Below are 19327 nucleotides of genomic sequence, written 5' to 3'. Positions count from 1 at the left end.
AAAGGCTGAATACCAGGAAAAACAAGTTTGATTGGGACAAATGCAATTTTTATTTTCGGTGAATTAATCCGAATCAATCCGATAAATAGTTTACAGAAGTTTCTCCCCTTAAGCTCTATCCTCAGTAGAACATTGATTATTCTAGTTCAATAAAAAGGTTTGACTCCTGGCTAGAATATGTCAAAATTAGGGACAGGAACTTCTCAACGGACTCCGGCTAAACCTTTAAGATAAAAATCCTTTCTGACATAAAAATGGTGTTCGATTAACCGAAAACCCCCTACCCTTAAGGAGATAACAATGCTACACTTAGTTTACATTCTGGCTTTTACCGTTATAGCGTTTCTGGCTGTTCGTAATTTAATTCATAGTCTTTTAACCGTAGGAATGGAATCCCAAAAGCTTCCAGATTCTCGCAATTATGGCGGGTCAATGAACTCAGGACGGATGCAAAAAATTCTCCATCCAGAACTGCTGGATGAAGCCGGAAATTTAATTAATGAACCGTTGTTAGTCATGCGTTCCTTGTCGGTTCAAGATGCTCGAAATCAATTAGATAATTTATATAAATCTTCTCCGGGTTCAATCGATGATATTCGGGATGAAGATTAGAAAAAATAAAGAACTTTAGAATTAAGAATAGGGTTGACAATTGATTATAAATCGTGAAAATTTTACAAAAACTTATCATTGTTAGCCTGGAAAAACAATCTATTTTTACACAATTTAATTCCCCCTATTAATGGAATGAAAATCAAGGGGGGATTTTTTAATCAGGCAATGGGATGAAAGTGACTTCTAATCGGTTAAAATTTAGAAGGGAATAGACAACTTTCACCTGTTCGCCTCTAGTTCCCCTGGGCATATACCTTGCGATGCTTCAATTTTCTGATCGATTAAGCTTAAATATTGTTATTCAACTATAATTTTTAGTTAAATTAGGGATTATCAGCTTGCGATTCTATCTATGTTGTTAAATAAAAAAGATACATCGATAGTGACCTTAACGTTATTGTTATCAATAGCGACAAGTCCCGTTGCCTGGGCAGCCTCTCGATGGCCTTCTAATACCAGTGTAGCGGATTCTACTACGCTTTCAGAGTCGTCCTTGCTATCCTCAAAACAAGTTAGGAAGCTTAATATTGAGCGACAACCCTTGAGTAGTCAGGATGAATGGGATGTCAAGCTGAAACCTATGTCAAAATCTGAGGTAGCCCTGAGTTCTCAACAACCCATCCTGTTGAGCCAGCTTGATTCGTCTCCACTTCCACCTAGAACAAAAAAGAATAGTGTCGTTAGCCAATCTTCCCAAGTGCAGCAAGCAACGGTTCCTGCAACGGAAGGAGAAATCCCAAGTTGGTTATGGTGGTTACTACCGATGATTCCGGTTTTAGGATTTTGGCTGGGGTTACAATTTAAAACTCAACGTTCTAAGTCTGGGGATAAACAATCTAAGGAGTCTATTACTCCTGTATTATCTACAGAATCTGATATTTCTAGGAAGCAACATCAGACTCCTTCTAGTCCAGTATTAGTGGGAGGAATGGAGTTAAACGAGTCTACAACAGAATCCCTGAAAACCTCCTTTTCTCCTATTGTTTCTTCTGTTTCTACTCCTCGTACTGTTCTTAAAAAACATAATCAGACTGAAAAAGAATTTGCTTCTATGGAAGATAGGGCAATTCAGCAAGTTGCAGAAGCGGTATTAATTGCAGAAATTGATGAGAGTGAAGCTGAAGCCGTAATCGCAGAATTTTTGACGACAAAAGCACCCATTGAGAAACTAACAGAGTCGGAACTCTTGGTTTCCCCAATATTAGAAACAGAACCCAATATCCCAACAGAACCTGCTATTGTAGAATCGGATATTGAGGAAGAACCTTCAATAATTGCAACGGTTGGTGAGGAATTAATAGAACCAGAATTATCAGTTTTTGAAATAGTAGAAACTGAACCGAATATCCCCACTGAATCTACTATTGTAGAATCGGATATTGAGGAAGAACCTCCAATAATTGCAACGGTTGATGAGGAGTTAATAGAACCAGAATTATCAGTTTTTGAAATAGTAGAAACTGAGTCTGATATCCCCACTGAACCAGCTATTGTAGAATCGGATATTGAGGAAGAACCTCCAACAATTGCAACGGTTGATGAGGATTTAATCAAACCGGAATTATCGGTTTCCCCAATATTAGAAACAGAACCTAATATTGCAACAGAATCAGATATTGTAGAATCAGATATTGAGGAAGAACTTCCAACAATTGCAACGGTTGATGAGGATTTAATCAAACCGGAATTATCGGTTTCCCCAATATTAGAAACAGAACCTAATATTGCAACAGAACCCGCTATTGTAGAACCGGATATTGAGGAAGAATCTCCAACAATTGCAACGGTTGATGAGGAGTTAATAGAACCAGAATTATCGGTTTCTGAACTCGCAAAAACTGAACCCGAAGAAATAGAATTAGGAGTAGCCCATCAAGATGTTCGTTCAGAAGCGGATGTAGCAGCCACTAAATTTAACCTCGGAAAAGAGATTACATTTGAACCCTCCCTTGCGGATGTAGACCAAGGACTCCCAGCATTACCCGATGGTTATGGTCAGAGTCAGATTTTCCTGCTTCCCCGTGACCCCAATTGGGCTTATGCTTATTGGGATGTTCCCAACGAACATAAAGAATATTTACGTCAGCAAGGCGGAATTTATCTGCTGCTGCGGGTTTATGATGTTACTGCTATTGATATGGACACTCAGCCACCCTTGTCCATGCAAGAATATGAATGTGATGAAATAACACGAGAATGGTATGTTCCCATTTCCATGAGCGATCGCGATTATATTGCGGAATTGGGTTATCTGACGAGAGATGGACGTTGGTTAGTCCTGGTTCGCTCTAATCATATTCGCATTCCCCCCATTTATCCAACGGACTGGGAAAATGATCAATTCATTAATGTTCCTTGGAACAAAGACCTCAGAGGAAAAACCCAGTTTAGACTCTAAAACTCTCATCATTTGGGACATTGAACAAGCTGTTAGCGGAAGCTGACAGCTAATTTTTTCTATTAAAGACGGGGAGGAATGCTAAACCTGCTAAACTTGCTACTAAAATGGGTAAATCTAACTCCATCAGCATCAAAGTCAAGACAAGCCGTTCATCCCAATTTTACTGAACGAAGACACCCTAGATGAGTATCTCGACCTCGGTACTAACAGAATTGGTGCAGTTCCTGCCCAGTTTAAAGCCCCAAATTTATTTTAAATCCTCTTTAACGGCTCTATCTCATGCGATGGAGGATCAAGTTTTGGCGGGATCTGACCAACCTCTGGTAATTGCGACCTTTCAACAGGAACGATTTTATCGTCAAGAAGCTCACCGTTACCGCAGAATTTCTGAAATCACACCCCAAGTCTATGTGATGGCGGCTTCAGAAACAGCCTTTACAAACTCTTCTGACCATCATGAAACAGTGGCGTTTAACCCAGAAGATCAACTGCGTCAAGAATGGAATTTATTGGTTTTAGGACAATATTATTCAACCTGTTTAGTCTGTATTGAACGAGAAGATTTAGTTCAAAATTCCCAGATGCCAGAACAGTTATTAATGGATCAAGCTCGTCCCTTTGAAGGGATTTGGACATCAGATCGTCAAGTCTGTATTAAAGTTGCAGAATTGCTGTTTGAACGCATTTTACATTACCGCCCTGAATTAACAGAAAAGGTAGAACAAGGGTTTAGTAGTTTTGGGATTCGTTTAGGAACTCGAAAAGGCAAAAAAACAACAACTCGGAGCAAATCTAATTCGATTTCTCAAGATTGTTCTTCTCTTAATGATCCCTTTGCTTATCGTTTAGTGACTTATTTACAAGCGGGTCAACATAAACTGTTACGGGTCTATCGTTCCTTAGCCGCTAAAGAACGAAAGGAACGTTTAGTTAATTCGATTACCGCTACTATTCGGCAATCTTTGAATCCTCAAGAAGTGATCAAAGTGGCAACCCAAGAATTAGGGGAAGCAATGGGAGCTTGTCGTTGTTTAATTTATCGCTGCAAAGCAACAGATAATTCCGTTAAAATTTCAAATGAATATTTATGTAATAATATGATTTCTCTGATAGGAAAAACCTGGATTTTGCGAGAAAATCCTTTATTTCAAGAAGTTGTTAAAGGGCAAGAACGAATTTATATTAATGACATCAATAAAAATAATTTTACCAAAATCAATCAAGCTAATGAAGCTGCCGAAAAAACGCTATTAGTTTTAACAAAGTCCGAAGAAGCTTTAACAAAGATTGCTCAAAAATGGCAAATTAAAGGCTGGTTAATGATTCCAATTTTATACCAGGGTCAACTTTTAGGCATGGTGGAACTGCACCAATGTAATTGTAATCGTTCTTTATGGCAAGAAGATGATTTATCGATGGTAGATGCGATCGCAACGCAATTAGGAGCCGCGATTATTCAAGCAGAAACCTACGCCAATTTAGAAGACTTAAATCAACAATTAGAAGCTTTAGAACGCACCCGCAGCAATTTAATTGCCATTACCGGACATGAATTAAGAACACCTTTATCGACGATTTTAGTGTGTTTAGAAACCTTAAATCAAGAGCCGGATATGCCTGTGGAAATGCGAAAAGTGATGTTAGATACAGCTTTAGAGGATGCTGAACGCTTAAGAAAGTTAGTTCAAGATTTCTTAAAATTATCCCATTTAGAAAGCGGTCGAGTGGATTGGAATCCTGAATCATTACGATTGAAAGAATGTATTGATTTAGCCATTAGCGGCATTCGTACCCATCATGTAGCCCATGAAGTCCCAAGAATTGAAACCCAAGTTCCCTCAGATTTACCTTTAGTTCAAGCCGATGGCGAATGGTTAGTAGAATTACTGTCTAAACTATTAGATAATGCCTGTAAATTTACAAATCCTGATGGGAAAGTCACGATTAGTGCTCAATGTAATAGCGATCAAATGGTCGAAGTCACAATTTCCGACACGGGACGGGGAATCGAACCGAATCGACTAGACGCGGTATTTGAGCGTTTTTATCAAGAAGAAGGTTCTCTACGTCGTAGTGTGGGTGGAACAGGCTTAGGATTAGCGATCGGCAAACAAATTGTTAATGGTTGGGGAGGGGAAATTTGGGCAGATTCCCCTGGGAAAAATCAAGGAAGTCAGTTCCATTTCACCATTCCTTATATTGAAAACAATGATTGATAGCCATTCATTTAACACAATCGAATCACTCTGAGTCCTGAAGGACTCGCTACAATAGTGACCCCAAAAAATGGGTACAAGCCCCGTCCTTATAGGGCGGCTTTTTTATGTTAGACTATTTGGCTTAGAGGTTCCACGTCAAATGATGATTTTGGAGTTCAAGGCACAAGGGAAAACAACTCAATACGCAGCGGTTGAGTCTATGAATGAAGAATCCCCTCGCCTTTAGGTAGGGGAGTGTCAATCAGTGTGATAAAACATGAGATCCTAGAAAGAGTCAACGATGGTCAATTGAGTTAAAATCCTATGGCAAATCAAGCAACAGTTGTAATTACGGGAGCGTCTTCGGGCGTTGGTTTGCAAGCCGCTAGAGCCTTAGCCCAAAAGGGTTGGTATGTGGTTATGGCGTGTCGGGATTTAGCTAAAGCTGAACAGGCTGCTCAATCTCTGGGAATGTCCCCCGACAGCTATAAAATTCTTCCCATAGATTTAGGATCTTTAGCCAGTGTAAAACAGTTTGTTGCGGATTTCCGGTCTTTGGGTCGTTCCCTGGATGCGTTAGTCTGCAATGCGGCGATTTATATGCCTTTAATTAAAGAGCCTTTATGGAGTCCAGAGGGGTATGAATTAACCGTAGCCACCAACCATTTAGGACATTTCTACCTCTGCAATGTCATGTTAGAGGACATGAAACGCTCTTCCTATCCTGATCGCAGAATGGTGATTTTAGGAACTGTTACCCACAACCCTGATGAGTTAGGAGGGAAAATTCCTCCCCGCCCCGATTTAGGAAATCTTGAAGGGTTTGAACAAGGTTTCAAAGATCCGATCACAATGATTGATGGTAAAAAATTTGAACCTGTTAAAGCTTATAAAGATAGTAAGGTTTGTAATGTTTTAACGATGCGAGAATTACATCGCCGTTATCATGAGTCTACCGGAATTACGTTTACTTCTTTGTATCCGGGTTGTGTAGCAACAACGGCTTTATTCCGCAACCATTATCCCCTATTTCAGAAGATTTTCCCCATCTTTCAAAAATACATTACTGGGGGATTTGTTACCGAAGAATTATCGGGCGATCGCGTAGCCATGGTTGTCGCTGATCCTGAATATAAACAGTCGGGAGTCTATTGGAGTTGGGGAAATCGACAAAAGAAAGATCGCAAATCTTTTGTGCAGAAAGTCTCTCCCCAAGCCAGTGATGATCAAAAAGCTCAAAAAATGTGGGATTTAAGCGCTAAATTAGTGGGATTAGCGTATTAAAACCTGAGTTGGATTGTTAGCTGTTCTTAGTAGATAGTTAACAATCCGCTTAGTTGAGAAATATCTAATAGAGGTTATGTTCAGTCAACAACAAACTTCTCAGAATATAGATTTGTGGCAATTAGTTGTCACTAGAGAATGGGATTATATCCAAAGCCGTCAAGCCTTTCTGAACAGTTGTACAGACAGAGTAGAAATGCTGCAAAAAGCATTACAAAATCCTAGAGAAAGAGGGACTGCATTGCGATTGCTTTTTTACCTTACTTTACCAGAACGTCAGCATTTATTCAATGATTTGGTGGCTTTAGCTAGTGTTTCTCATTCGGATATTGAACTCTGCCGAGAAGTTATTCTTTCTCTACCGAAAAGTTGGTTGTTAAACAATATTGAAAATGGTGCTGAAGAGGTGTTAGCTGATGGTGCGGATGAAGAATATAGACGGTTGTTAGAACTGTATATTAATATTGACGATCACCTCACTGAAAGGCTAGTTAAACGAGCTTTAAAGCATGAAGATGCAGATATTAGGGAAGCAGGAGAGGATTTCCAAAAATATCTAAAGCTAAAAAGGTTTAACAGATCAATTAAAAATAACACCTAAAAAAATTAACGTTCTAAAGTTCTGTTTTTAACATTAATTTTGCTCCATAATTCTTCTTTAATTCGATTCAAAATAGAAGTTTCATCTAAGGTTTCTAAAATATGTTGAACAACAGCTTTCGGCCCTTCTTCTCCCCAGGATGCACCATTAGCTAAATAAGCTTTTGTTACCTGTCCAATGGCATAACAAGAGACTCCTGCGATCGCAGCTTGGGGAATGGCGACGGATAAATAGGGAACTAAGGATAATCCCCCGGTTACGGGTGCGGTTAATCCCAATACACTTTTTAACGAACTTAAGCCAAAATTTGCTACCAATTCACTGGCTGTAATTCCTCCCATACTTAAGGCAATTTTTTGTAATAATTCAACTGCACCTTGTTGAGTCATGGAAATTCCATAGAGTTTAGATAAGGTTAAAATGAGAACCACATCAATCATCGCCCCACTTAATAAATCAATCATCATCAGGGGATTTAAGGCGATCGCAATGGATTTTGTCATCACTCCATTCCAAATCACTCGGTTAGCACTTTGTTCCCGAATTTCCATTTTTCGCTGCACTAATTTTTCATTCACATCTCCCGCATATAACATTGTATTTAAAGCGACTAAAGATTTCCCTTCCCGATCCAAAACCTCTAAAATTTTTAGCTTTAATTCTTCAATTTGAGGTTCTCCCCTCGTTAATTGAGCACTTAAACTTCCATCAGGACGACGAATCGCTTTCGCCACTAAAGGAGAAGCGGCTGCCATTACAATTTCATTAGGAGATAATAATTCTTTGACTCGTTCATCGCGAATTTTTTCATAAATTGCTTGTCGGTCAGCTTCTGGATATTGATCAATTTTATTAAACACTAATAATATCGGTTTTCCCGCTTCCCGCAATTGAGAAAGGGCATCATATTCAACTTGAGTAATATCTCCCGCAATCACAAATAATAATAAATCCGCTTGTTGTGCCACCTGACGAGCAATTTGTTCACGGGTTTCGCCATCAACTTCATCAATTCCTGGAGTATCAATCAGTTCAATTTGAGAAATCCGATAGGAAACCGCCGGAATGGGAGATGCAGAATTTTCAGTGACTTGCCATTCCTGCATTTGGGTGGTTTGAGTGACACCATGAATGGGGCCAGTAATAAACACCTCTTGACCTAATAAAGCGTTCAAAACCGAAGATTTCCCCCGTCCCACCATGCCAAAAACGGCAATTTGTACAGAGGTACGGTCTAATTTATCCATCATCCTCTGCAACCCCCCAATATCGGGTTCTAAACCCTCTCGTTCTGTGGGGGTTAAGTCCAGATGCTCAACAATCTCGCGTAAGGCATCTTGAGCGTGGCGTAAATTTAATTCCGCTTGCAGGTCAGTAAAACTCAGCAGCGTTGTATTCAGTTCATCATCCAGATTCATTTTTTGTTAGATAGCAGGGAACACCGAACAGGGAACACCGAACAGGTAGGAAAAAAATTCTCTGCGCGCGGTTTCAGCATCAGTTGATGCCCTAACGACCCAGGCGCGACTGTTATTGTCAATTACTCTTTCTATTTTGCCAAATTAATAACGGGTCTTACCATTGGCAAAACCCGTAATTGATGGAATTAAATTTCTGTTCTAATAAGAATTATTGCGATAGCCTCCCCGTGACTGTCGCTTACCGCCACCGCCTTCATTCTCTTCACGCGGTCTTGCTTTGTTGACTCGCAGATGACGCCCCATCCATTCTGCTCCATCGAGAGCCTCAATTGCAGTGTTTTCGTCTGCTTCATTCACCATTTCTACAAAGCCAAAACCACGAGATTTCCCAGTTTCTCTATCTTGAGGAACAGTGGCTCGTCTGACTTTACCGTATTCTTGAAAAACTTGCTCTAGGTCTCCAGAGGTAACCTCATAGGCTAAGTTACCGACATAAATCGACATGGAATAACTCCAACCTTAAACTCGGACAAAATTCAATTTCGGCAACATACCCGTCCCTACAGAAGCTTATCAAATTAAGATTTCTGTAACTTCAAACAATGTACATAACCGAATTTGATTAACGATCCATATTATAACATAGAATCGTCAATTGAGTTTAGTCGCGATCAATACAATTAGGGTTTTTAAAGCTTATTGGATGAACGATAAATCAACTCCTCCAAAGTTAGCACTTAAGGCAACATTCAAATTTTCTAAGACTTTTACTAACCAGAGCACTCCATCTTGGGAACAAGACTCGTAATGATTAAATAAAATAGCAAACCGTTTTTCCAGGTAAGGTTTGACTTTTCGACAGATTAATACAATTTTGAGTAATAACCCAACGGTCATGGTAGGCCCGACATTAGCAATCAAATCAATAAAGACAAAATGATTGGGTTTCTGTGGACTCTCAACCACTAGAAAATTTAACATTTGGTTACAAGTTCGCAGCAAGAGAAACTCACTAAATTTTTCGTCATCACTGTGGGGAATGGTATTTTGTAATAATTTATATAATTTGTCGTTAAACTGGTTACGGATGTAGGATGAATCAATTGATGTTGGCGTGATATATTCATACAAACTCTCTTTAAAAGAGCGAAAAGATTGATTGGGTTGAGTTTGAGCAATAAAGTTTTGAGCTAAATCTCGATAGCTTTGTGATCCTTCTACTTTTCCAACAAATTGTTTGAGGGCTACAAACAGTTCTCGATTATTTAAAAGAGTGGGGTTAGGAATGGGGGAAGCAAATTTTTTAGCTTCTTCTACAGAAGTTCGACGGGCGATAGTGGCGAGTCGAATTTGATGGGCGGCATATTGAGATAAATCGAGTTCAAATTTGCGTTGTTTTTGCGCTTGAATTTGTTGAATCATCTGTTGATGTTCATAAGAACTATCCTCACTTAATAAACAATGTTTATAAAGATAGGGATAGCGAGGAATTAATATTCTTAAAGGTTCGGAAGATTGAGCTTTATAATCTAATTCAGTTGGCTGATTAATAACGGCTGCAAAGCGTTTTAAAGCTAAATATTGATCACTTTTTGTAAATTCATAGACTAAATCTCCCAATTGACGAACTGTTTTAGAGTAGGAGTAAACTTTACGGATTTTGGGAATCGAGTCATCAAAAAGTTGAATTAATTTATTAATCGCGGCTTTGCGTTGAGGAGACGTATGCCAACGATTAATTAAAATATAACAACAGCGATTCAGAATATGATTAAAATCTTGAGCTTCTAATTTAGAGATGACTAATTTATTTAAGGCTCTGGAGATTTCTACATCAGGATACCCCGATCCTTCAATAAATAATAAATTAAGTCGCTCTATCAGTTGATACGGCTCATCTATTTCGACCCGACTGAGTAAGTGATCATAAATCGTCTGTTCCTCTAGGGCCGTAGCTCGATGTAAAGAATTAACTAAATTGTTGTTCATTTTTGATTACCCATCTGCTCAATTTGAGTTGTCTTGTCTGGTGAAATCCCTTCATATTCTTCAGTGGCTATCTTGACTTCATTCTAGGGATTTTAATTCCCTCGATTTTTGCGGTAACAATGCCTCTTAAGATTAGGGATAACTCCTATTGGGAAGAATGACCAGAAAAATGTTTATCCGTTGTCTGAATTCCCATCCCTCATGGACAGATCTGAAAGTTAACGCCTAAACTTAAAAGTTAAAAAGACACAATAGAATTGTGGCACACGAACAAGAGAAAGTTCTAGTATTGAGTATAATAAAATTCACCGAGGCAAACTTTGAAACCAATAATTCCACTGAAAAGCCTACAGAAACGATGTGACTTCATTGATAAGATTCGACTTTGCAACTTTTTCGCCTTCAATCCTCCTCACGAAACAGAAGCAAGTTGATCTGAAAATCAAGCTGATTCAGTTTTTCATGGCTTTCAGTCTTAGAAGGACTTGAAGATTATGCACCCTGGAAAAATCTGTCCTCGATAACAGGCAATCCTGATAGCCCATTCAAAACTAATATCAACATTTTGTTCAAAAGTCTCTTAGCAAAGAAACCACTGCTTGGAGTTGTTTCGATTAAAAATAGACTTTTGTATTAGTCCGGTATTATGTCCAAATTAAGGCTGAAATCATACTCCATTTCGCTCAAAATGGCTATAAAATCAGTGATGTTTTATAATACCATAACAGGCTGACACTCTCTGCACAATTAGTACGGAGATTGTGGATTCTAAGAGTCCACTTAAAAGATAGGTTTGCCGTTCAGGCGAGAGAGGTTTCCCGTCGCTGCCTGTTCACCTCAGGGGAGAGATTACCCAGGGTAAGCCCTACCCGGAGCCTGCTCAAGTCAGGACGGGGCTTTAAACTCTTTTTTTGGGTAATCAATAATGATCAATCAATTTTATTTATAGAGTCAGAGAATGTCTAATCTCATCACTATCGGCCAGCTTGCTAAAATTGTAGCGATTAATGAACCCTTTAACTGTGATTTCCCTGATTCCACCCCCGTGATTGGGATCACAACTGATACCCGCAGTCTTCAACCCGGAGAAGTATTTTTGGCATTACAGGGGGAACAATTTAATGGCCATCATTTTGTAGAACAGGCCCTTAACCAAGGGGCGATCGCGGCAATTGTTACACCGGATTTTGCCGAAACTCACCCGAATTTACCGCTTTTAGCTGTTACCAATTCCTTAAAAGCGTATCAAGAGATTGGCCGATGGTGGCGAGAGCAATTCCAAATTCCGATCATCGGGGTGACAGGTTCGGTGGGGAAAACCACAACCAAAGAGTTAATTGCATCGGTATTAGGAACTCAAGGCAAAGTCTTAAAAACTCAAGCCAACTACAATAATGAAATTGGCGTTCCTAAAACCTTATTACAACTCACGGCTGATCATGAGTTTGCGGTGATTGAAATGGCCATGAGAGGAAAAGGACAAATTGCTGAATTAACCCAGATTGCACAACCGACCATTGGATTGATTACCAATGTAGGAACCGCTCATATTGGACTGTTAGGGTCAGAACAAGCCATTGCTGAGGCGAAATGTGAACTGTTAGCAGAAATGCCTAAAACCAGTGTGGCGATTTTAAATCAGGATCAACCCCGTTTGATGAATACCGCAGCAACGGTTTGGTCTGGAACCACAATTACCTATGGGTTGGAAGGGGGAGATCTGCGAGGAGAATTAATCGACTCCCAAACCCTACGAGTTGAGGGAGTGAATTTGCCTTTACCTTTACCGGGTATTCATAACGCCTCTAATTTTTTAGCAGCATTGGCTGTATTGAGGGGAATTTATGGTTGGGATATGTCCCCAGAAACCTTGTATGCACCGTTTCTGCAAGGGATCGCGGTTCAGTTACCCGATGGACGAGCAAAACGCTATGAATGGGGAGAAGATATTGTTATTTTAGATGAAACCTATAATGCGGGCTTGGAATCGATGTTGGCTGCATTACGGTTACTGGCGGATACACCGGGAAAACGCCATATTGCTGTGTTGGGAACGATGAAAGAGTTAGGAGAGCGATCGCTAGAATTCCATGAACAGGTGGGGCGCAAGGCACGGGAACTCAATTTAGATGGATTATTTATTTTAGCCGAATTTGAAGAAGCAAATGCTTTAGCAACCGGAGCCGGAGGTTTACCGTTGGTGGAAATTGTGGATTTGCAAGCGTCGGATGCTCACCCACAAATGGCACAACGGTTAAAAGAGTTTATCCAACCAGGTGATCGGATTTTATTTAAAGCGTCTCATTCGGTGCAACTGAATCGAGTTGTAGAATTGTTATAACAGGCAATAGGTAATCAGAATTAAAACAGTGCGATGCTACGCGATCGCATAAATTGAACATCTGTTCTGGAACGCCCTGAACTTAAGCTGAGATTCAGGAAAGATAGGAAAATATTAAGTTTTATTTGCCTAAGACAATAAAGGCTGAAACTTTTCCCTATAGTGGATTCAATCAAAGCTGGTCACTTCAAATGCAAGGGATAGGTGTAAAATAGCTCAAAAACCTTGTCTGAGTTTGCAAACTCATGACTTTACAAATCATCCGCTTTTAGATAGATGAATGAACCTAGAACCTTCAGTTAGGGTTAGTGAGAAGTTCTCTCATGGAGTCTAACCGTATGGTTGCCACAAACAATGCCAAGGTTATTAGTGATCTGGAGTACGATTTGTTGGCTGTTTTGAAAAACAAAACAGAAGCCATTGAAATTTATAAAACCTATATGCAAGATGCCCAAGAGATGGATTCTCAGCCTTGTGTTCAATTGTTTGAAAAGTTGCAACAAGAAGAAATGAGACAAGCTGAAGAAGTCCGCCACCATCTTCAGGAAGTGATGCAGAAGGGCAAAATGTAATCCATTAAGAACATTACCACTTTCTTAACAATTAATCATCAGTTATCCGTTATTAGTTATTACAAATTGTAGTGCATAAAATCTTAAAAATTTATATTCCATTCTTTAATGTTTGCTACAAAAACTGATCAGATGGCTAATAACTTCTTTTTTCCACCCCCTATACCCTATTTTCTTTTTCCTTCTGTTCCCTGTTCCCTGTTCCCTGTTCCCTTTTGTAGCATTCTGTTCGAGATTTCATATTAGTTTCTAAGGATTGACTTTGATTTGAGTTTTCGATGGTAATGGATATTATTTTTAACAGTAGATAAAGTTGCTTTTTGAGCTTTATAGGCTTGCCATTGAGTCAACAATTGATACAAAACAACAGTTAATAGTAATTCATAGGAAAGGGATACAAGATGACTGGGATGAAACCATCCTAGGGAATAATGAACCCCTGGAAACAAGAGAATTGGGGATTTAAAAAACTGATCTAAAAAGGGTAAAAACAATTTAATTCCTCGCCCTTCTGCAAAAAAATCTAAAATTAAATGGGAACTATAAAGAATTAAGGTAAATCGGAATAATTGTTGATAGGATATTTTCCAAATTTTACTGGCAACCCAACTGATAATTAAACTAAAACCCAGGGTAAAGATTAAACTATGGGAAATTCCTCGATGAAACTCTATTCCTGTTAAAATTTGGGGCATAAAATCAAAATCTGCACAGGTTGCTATAAAAACTGGATATAAAATATTCAGATCAAAACGGCGAAATGGATAGGATTTGGGGATGATATGGGAAGGTAAATATTTGCCGAGAAAATATCCAGCCGTTGCATGAAATAAAGGAGAGGGCATAATTGCTAATAGACGAATTGATCCTGATCACCATCATCTTGAAAATCCTAAAATTCCTTGATTTTGGAGATTAACCTAGACTAACTCTATTATGACAATTTTTTTTAAAGTTGCAACAAAACCCGGTTTCTGTATAAAAGCCTTGAGTTGACTGGATGAACAAAAGCTAGAAACCGGGTTTTTCCCATCTAAGCTAACACTAAATTAGGTGTTAATGGTGAACCACATTCCGAACAACATTTATGATTTGCTGGATTTAGCGTTCCGCAACTCGGACACCCTAACGCCTTACCATTGGTTTCTACAATTGCAGGTTTTAAACCCATCATATCATCATTACTGTGACCGGGAGCTACCATTGGGAAACAATCTTCATTCCGAGTTACCCGCACATCTAATAACATCGGGCCATCATAAGCCAACAATTCAGTAATGGCACCTTTTAACTCTTCCCGTCGAGAAATATTCAAAGAGCGAATATTATAAACATCGGCTAATTTTGCAAAATTGGGACTGCCTTTTTCTAAGTTTGTGGCTTCATAACGATCATCATAAAATAAATGTTGCCACTGTCGTACCATTCCCAACCAACCATTATTTAAAATAATCGCTTTCAGCCCAATATTATATTGAGCAATGGTTCCCAATTCCTGCATATTCATTTGGAAACTTCCATCCCCACTAATACAAATGACTTGTTCATGGGGTAAAGCCATTTTTGCACCCACCGCCGCCGGAATTCCATATCCCATTGTGCCTAAACCGCCACTAGAAATCCATCGACGCGGCCCCGTTTTCAGAAATTGAGCCGACCACATTTGATGTTGTCCGACATCCGTTGTATAGAAAGCATGGGGAGCTTGACGAGACACTTCTACAATCACTTCTTGGGGGGAAATGCCTTGTTCTGGGTGAGGGATTTCTAAGGGATATTCTAAGCGCAATTGGCTTAAATGTTGACACCAAGCTTGTGTTTTTTCGGGGTTAATACTATCGCCTAATTCATGAACATGACGCAACAAATCAATTAAAACTTGACGCACATCTCCAACAATGGGAACATCGGGTGTGCGGGTTTTTCCAACTTCTGCTGGATCAATATCAATATGAATCACTTTAGCATTTTTCGCAAAGTCATTGCCTTGACCCGCCACGCGGTCATCAAACCTTACTCCTAAAGCAATTAATAAATCACATTCTGTTACAGCAAAATTGGCATAAGCTGTGCCGTGCATTCCCAACATTCCTAAAGATAAAGGATGATTTTCATCAAAAGCGCCTTTTCCCATTAAAGTTGTTGTCACCGGAATTTGAAAGCGTTCAGCCAGTTCGTGAATTTCCGCATGGGCACTGCTAGTTATAGCACCTCCGCCTACATATAATATGGGTTTTTCTGCTTCTTGAATTAACTTTAACGCTTGATGAATTTGGCGAGGGTTTCCTTTAATAGTGGGTCGATATCCAATGAGTTTCACTTGACCGGGTTCAACGGGTTGATAATCAATTTTAGCAATACCAACATCCTTGGGAATATCAATTAAAATTGGCCCCGGTCGGCCACTATTTGCTAAATAAAAAGCTTCGGCTACAATGCGAGGAATATCAGCCGGATTTCGCACTAAATAAGAATGTTTAACAATGGGTAAGGTAATGCCATAAATATCAATTTCTTGAAACGCATCACTTCCTAAAGAACTGCGTGGGACTTGTCCGGTAATGGCGACCATCGGTACAGAGTCTAAGTAGGCCGTTGCTAACCCGGTGACGAGGTTGGTAGCTCCTGGGCCAGAGGTGGCTAAACAAACGCCGACTTTACCCGTTGCTCTGGCATAACCATCGGCGGCGTGGGCGGCACCTTGTTCGTGGCGCACCAGAATATGTTGTAAATCTCCCGCCTGTTCGGCTCGATAAATTTCATCATAAAGGGGTAAATTTGCCCCCCCTGGATAGCCAAAAATATGCTTAACGCCATGACGTTTAAGGCTATCAATTAAGGCAAAGGCTCCCGATACTTGTTGCTGAGTTTTCATCTTGTTCTCCTGAGATTCAAAAAATTTTGCTGAGAAATTCAATTTCTGGGCAAGAGGGTCATTTTAGGGCTGGCTATTGTTTAATTTGTCTTAATCTTAAAATAACAATTCAATTTCCGCTCTTGTCGAAATATTTTTGCATTTCCAGTTTAAATAGAGATGTTTCTATTTGTATATTAGAGCAACTTTATCCAATAAAAACTATATTTTTTATTAAGTTTCAGAAAATTAAAATATTCTAAAAAATGGGTTCTGTTCAGCACTATTTGATTATACTCAGTAGATCTCACCCAGAAACCCATTTTCTATCTCTTCAATGAATTAACTCACCGTAACAACGGATACAGATTGTTCCTGTTGTTGCAGTAGTAACCCATATTCTAGTCCTTCCACAACGGCTTGATAAGACGCATCAATAATATTAGTAGAAACCCCTACCGTTGTCCAACGTTGCTGACCGTTACTCGACTCGACTAAAACACGAGTTTTCGCGGATGTTCCTGAACCTCCATCAAGAATTCTAACTTTATAATCCCGCAATTGGAATTCAGCAATCATCGGATAAAAATTCATCAAGGCTTTTCTTAAAGCGGCATCTAAGGCTGACACCGGGCCATTTCCCTCGGCGGCTTCTAAAATATCTTGACCATTGATGGTAACTTTTACCGTTGCTAAAGCATGGCAAATTTCATCACTAGATTTATCACAATGGACTTGAAACCCTTTTAAGGTAAAAAAGGTTTTCCGTGTTCCTAATGCTTCTCGCATTAATAAATCAAAACTCGCTTCCGCCGCTTCAAATTGATAGCCTTGATTTTCTAAATCCTTTAATTGTTGTAAAATTTTGCGGCTGGTGGGATTATTTCGATCTAAATCAATACCAAAGGTTCTGGCTTTTGCTAAAACATTACTTAATCCCGCTTGATCTGAAACGACAATGCGCCGTTGATTTCCAATTGCTTCTGGGGGAAGATGTTCATAAGTTAAGGGATTTTTTTGTACCGCCGAAACATGAATTCCTCCCTTATGGGAAAAGGCAGATAATCCTACAAACGGCGCATGATCATCTGGGGCTAAATTGGCAACTTCACTGACAAATCGACTAACTTCAGTGAGTTTTTTAATAGCTTCATCTCCAATACAATTATAGCCTAATTTTAATTGTAAATTGGGAATTAAAGTACAAAGATTGGCATTTCCACAACGTTCGCCATAGCCATTAATAGTTCCCTGTACCATATTAACGCCTTCTAATACGGCTGCGATCGCATTCCCAACGGCCGTTCCTGAATCGTTATGAGTATGAATTCCAAATTGTAGAGGAAAAGGGGTTTCTAAGCCTTTGAGAGCTTGAATTACTTCTTGGACAATTTGAGTAATTTCATGGGGTAATGTCCCACCATTCGTATCACAAAAAACCAACCATTCAGCCCCAGCTTTTGCTGCCGTTTTCAAGGTTTCTAGGGCATAATTTGGATTAGCTTTATACCCATCAAACCAATGTTCTGCATCATAAATTACCCGTCTTCCTTGACTGCGAAAAAATTTAATGGTATCCTCAATCATGGCNTCCCCGCTTGTCCCCGCACTCTTCCCTCATACCCCGCCCCCCTGTTCTTGGCTTTTTCAACTTTTTGTTACAATGCTCTTCCCAAAATGCCCAAATTAGTTGACATTGGTGAACGATTATCTCAATTTGTCAGCACCCCGCTCTAAAGAGACGGGGCTATGCGCGGAGCGCAGGCTTCGCCAACATGCCTCTAACTTTGGATAGCTGACCAGCTATAGTCTTAATTGACTACGTTATCGGCAAGTGTTAAAGACCCACCAATGGATGCGAAGCTAGTCCGTTGCTCTGGAACTTAAAAGTTAAACAGTTTTACGAGGGGTAAGACAGTGCTTTTGAGATAGTTACCGACCGATAACATTGGCGAAGCTAACATTACCCTAGTAATAGGAGTGGGAGAAATCCCAAAAAAACCGGGAATCGGCAAATCAAACAATTTGTGTCGGTTCCCAATCCAATATTCACGGGGAATTTATCCCCTGAGTCGTGTTTCCTCTGTTGTCTAAAGAGGCGCTCGTTTACACACTCCCATCCTACTTTTATGAAGGAGCTATTCAAAAATGACAGATACTCAGGTGTTTATTGCCCTAGTTATTGCCTTGATTCCTGGAATTTTAGCCTTCCGTTTGGCTACAGAACTGTATAAATAGAAATTTGGAACTTACTGGTGAGAATTCACTGGTAACGGGTCACTTCCTCAAGCTGTCTCGACAGAAAATGTTAAGAGTGCAGACAATGACTATCCGAATGGGATAGAGTATTGTGTGTTAACTCGGTCAAACTGTCGAGACGGTTTTTTTATGGGAATCCGAATTCGATGTTATAGCAGGGAACAGGGAACAGGGAATAGGGAACAGGCAGGAAAAGAGTTTTCTGCGAACAGTTTTAGCATCAGTCTATGTCCTAACTGCCTTGGCGACTGCTGTAATTTTTAAGTTGTTTTCGGGAAACCTAAAATTTACTCCGACCGTTGCTGATCTCAATTGTTACCCGAATCAAAAGATCATGTCTGCGACTCGACCTATTCCCCAAACGATTCCATCTGCTTCTCCCTTTCGTCGTCCCCGTACCCGTCGAATTTCTCAGCAACGACGCACCCAGCAGAACCGACGCCTATTGACGGTGGAAACAACAGTTAAGTTAGGGGTAAATTTAATTTTATCGGCTTTTTCTATATCAGCCTTAATTCAGATGTTACCCCACCATCGTTCAGTCTCGGAAAAAGTTCAGGATATTCGGGCTGAGGTGAAAATGACCGAAGAACGAGTAGCCAAAGAAAGGGAAGAATTCAGTCGCTATTTTGATCCCCAGCAAACTCAAAGTATTATGCAGGAACAAGGCAACCGAATTGATCCGAGTCAAAAGCCGATTATTTGGATAGAACCCAGCCCCAAAGAAGCCGCAGAAGTGCCGGATGATTCTGCAACAACCTATGCAGGTTTAGAATAAAAATTACGGGTATA

The 19327-nt window shown here is 39.7% G+C and carries 14 protein-coding genes and 1 pseudogene; 9 read left to right on the top strand and 6 right to left on the bottom strand.

The genetic code is table 11. From position 1 onward, the window contains the following. Positions 1 to 300: 300 nt before the first annotated feature. From PL9214_RS17605 to PL9214_RS17585, 5 genes are all read left to right on the top strand, one after another. Positions 301 to 612: a DUF2973 domain-containing protein gene (locus tag PL9214_RS17605; RefSeq protein ID WP_072720027.1), complete on the top strand. Its 312-nt coding sequence runs from the start codon at positions 301 to 303 to the stop codon at positions 610 to 612. Between the two features lie 355 nt (positions 613 to 967). Then, positions 968 to 3013 (top strand): DUF4912 domain-containing protein, encoded by a 2046-nt coding sequence (locus PL9214_RS17600; RefSeq protein WP_072720026.1) that lies wholly within the window; start codon positions 968 to 970, stop codon positions 3011 to 3013. A 185-nt stretch (positions 3014 to 3198) separates the two neighbouring features. Next, the gene (locus PL9214_RS17595) at positions 3199 to 5232 is read left to right on the top strand and encodes a DICT sensory domain-containing protein (protein WP_072720025.1); all 2034 of its coding nucleotides are present in this window, start codon (positions 3199 to 3201) and stop codon (positions 5230 to 5232) included. Between the two features lie 306 nt (positions 5233 to 5538). Then, a complete protein-coding gene (locus tag PL9214_RS17590) occupies positions 5539 to 6498 on the top strand; it encodes a protochlorophyllide reductase (protein WP_072720024.1) in 960 nt (319 codons plus the stop codon). A 76-nt stretch (positions 6499 to 6574) separates the two neighbouring features. Beyond that, on the top strand, positions 6575 to 7099 hold the full coding sequence (locus PL9214_RS17585) for a hypothetical protein (protein WP_072720023.1): 525 nt from the start codon (positions 6575 to 6577) through the stop codon (positions 7097 to 7099). 5 nt (positions 7100 to 7104) lie between these two features. Here PL9214_RS17585 and PL9214_RS17580 read toward each other — a convergent pair whose 3' ends face one another. The 3 genes from PL9214_RS17580 to PL9214_RS17570 form a co-directional block, all read right to left on the bottom strand. Continuing rightward, on the bottom strand, positions 7105 to 8517 hold the full coding sequence (locus PL9214_RS17580) for a GTP-binding protein (protein ID WP_072720022.1): 1413 nt from the start codon (positions 8515 to 8517) through the stop codon (positions 7105 to 7107). Between the two features lie 201 nt (positions 8518 to 8718). After that, positions 8719 to 9024 carry an RNA-binding regulator gene (gene rbp, locus PL9214_RS17575; protein WP_072720021.1) on the bottom strand — a complete coding sequence of 102 codons (306 nt, stop codon included), beginning with the start codon at positions 9022 to 9024 and terminating at the stop codon, positions 8719 to 8721. Positions 9025 to 9216: 192 nt separating this feature from the next. Then, the gene (locus tag PL9214_RS17570; RefSeq protein WP_072720020.1) at positions 9217 to 10509 is read right to left on the bottom strand and encodes a Sll1247 family protein; all 1293 of its coding nucleotides are present in this window, start codon (positions 10507 to 10509) and stop codon (positions 9217 to 9219) included. Between the two features lie 958 nt (positions 10510 to 11467). Between PL9214_RS17570 and PL9214_RS17565 the strand changes: the two genes are divergently transcribed. Together PL9214_RS17565 and PL9214_RS17560 are read left to right on the top strand one after the other, a co-directional pair. After that, a complete protein-coding gene (locus PL9214_RS17565; RefSeq protein ID WP_072720019.1) occupies positions 11468 to 12850 on the top strand; it encodes a UDP-N-acetylmuramoyl-tripeptide--D-alanyl-D-alanine ligase in 1383 nt (460 codons plus the stop codon). Positions 12851 to 13188: 338 nt separating this feature from the next. After that, complete coding sequence (locus tag PL9214_RS17560) at positions 13189 to 13422, top strand: hypothetical protein (RefSeq protein WP_072720018.1); 234 nt, start codon at positions 13189 to 13191, stop codon at positions 13420 to 13422. Positions 13423 to 13664: 242 nt separating this feature from the next. Here PL9214_RS17560 and PL9214_RS17555 read toward each other — a convergent pair whose 3' ends face one another. The 3 genes and pseudogenes from PL9214_RS17555 to cimA form a co-directional block, all read right to left on the bottom strand. After that, positions 13665 to 14267, bottom strand: a complete 603-nt coding sequence (locus PL9214_RS17555) for a metal-dependent hydrolase (protein ID WP_072720017.1) — start codon at positions 14265 to 14267, stop codon at positions 13665 to 13667. Between the two features lie 188 nt (positions 14268 to 14455). Beyond that, the gene (ilvB, locus tag PL9214_RS17550) at positions 14456 to 16339 is read right to left on the bottom strand and encodes a biosynthetic-type acetolactate synthase large subunit (RefSeq protein ID WP_281250334.1); all 1884 of its coding nucleotides are present in this window, start codon (positions 16337 to 16339) and stop codon (positions 14456 to 14458) included. Between the two features lie 279 nt (positions 16340 to 16618). Beyond that, positions 16619 to 17866 (bottom strand): annotated as a pseudogene (gene cimA / locus PL9214_RS17545) (citramalate synthase); the annotation flags it as partial. Positions 17867 to 18424: 558 nt separating this feature from the next. Between cimA and psaM the strand changes: the two are divergent. Both psaM and PL9214_RS17535 read left to right on the top strand, forming a co-directional pair. Continuing rightward, positions 18425 to 18514, top strand: a complete 90-nt coding sequence (gene psaM / locus PL9214_RS17540) for a photosystem I reaction center subunit XII (RefSeq protein WP_072720015.1) — start codon at positions 18425 to 18427, stop codon at positions 18512 to 18514. A gap of 355 nt (positions 18515 to 18869) precedes the next feature. Further along, positions 18870 to 19313, top strand: coding sequence for a slr1601 family putative cell division protein (locus PL9214_RS17535; RefSeq protein ID WP_072720014.1), 444 nt, complete (start codon positions 18870 to 18872; stop codon positions 19311 to 19313). Positions 19314 to 19327: the final 14 nt, after the last annotated feature.

Source organism: Planktothrix tepida PCC 9214 (genome assembly GCF_900009145.1).
GTDB classification, from domain to species: domain Bacteria; phylum Cyanobacteriota; class Cyanobacteriia; order Cyanobacteriales; family Microcoleaceae; genus Planktothrix; species Planktothrix tepida.
The sequence above is the reverse complement of the archived record's forward strand: the minus strand, read 5'-3'. Positions and strand labels throughout refer to the sequence as shown.

Excerpts from the sequence above, each read along its gene's own strand:
- PL9214_RS17605 (WP_072720027.1), top strand. The coding sequence starts at position 301 with ATGCTACACTTAGTTTACATTCTGGCTTTTACCGTTATAGCGTTTCTG.
- PL9214_RS17600 (WP_072720026.1), top strand. The coding sequence starts at position 968 with ATGTTGTTAAATAAAAAAGATACATCGATAGTGACCTTAACGTTATTG.
- PL9214_RS17595 (WP_072720025.1), top strand. The coding sequence starts at position 3,199 with ATGAGTATCTCGACCTCGGTACTAACAGAATTGGTGCAGTTCCTGCCC.
- PL9214_RS17590 (WP_072720024.1), top strand. The coding sequence starts at position 5,539 with ATGGCAAATCAAGCAACAGTTGTAATTACGGGAGCGTCTTCGGGCGTT.
- PL9214_RS17585 (WP_072720023.1), top strand. The coding sequence starts at position 6,575 with ATGTTCAGTCAACAACAAACTTCTCAGAATATAGATTTGTGGCAATTA.
- PL9214_RS17580 (WP_072720022.1), bottom strand. The coding sequence starts at position 8,517 with ATGAATCTGGATGATGAACTGAATACAACGCTGCTGAGTTTTACTGAC.
- rbp (WP_072720021.1), bottom strand. The coding sequence starts at position 9,024 with ATGTCGATTTATGTCGGTAACTTAGCCTATGAGGTTACCTCTGGAGAC.
- PL9214_RS17570 (WP_072720020.1), bottom strand. The coding sequence starts at position 10,509 with ATGAACAACAATTTAGTTAATTCTTTACATCGAGCTACGGCCCTAGAG.
- PL9214_RS17565 (WP_072720019.1), top strand. The coding sequence starts at position 11,468 with ATGTCTAATCTCATCACTATCGGCCAGCTTGCTAAAATTGTAGCGATT.
- PL9214_RS17560 (WP_072720018.1), top strand. The coding sequence starts at position 13,189 with ATGGTTGCCACAAACAATGCCAAGGTTATTAGTGATCTGGAGTACGAT.
- PL9214_RS17555 (WP_072720017.1), bottom strand. The coding sequence starts at position 14,267 with ATGCCCTCTCCTTTATTTCATGCAACGGCTGGATATTTTCTCGGCAAA.
- psaM (WP_072720015.1), top strand. The coding sequence starts at position 18,425 with ATGACAGATACTCAGGTGTTTATTGCCCTAGTTATTGCCTTGATTCCT.
- PL9214_RS17535 (WP_072720014.1), top strand. The coding sequence starts at position 18,870 with ATGTCTGCGACTCGACCTATTCCCCAAACGATTCCATCTGCTTCTCCC.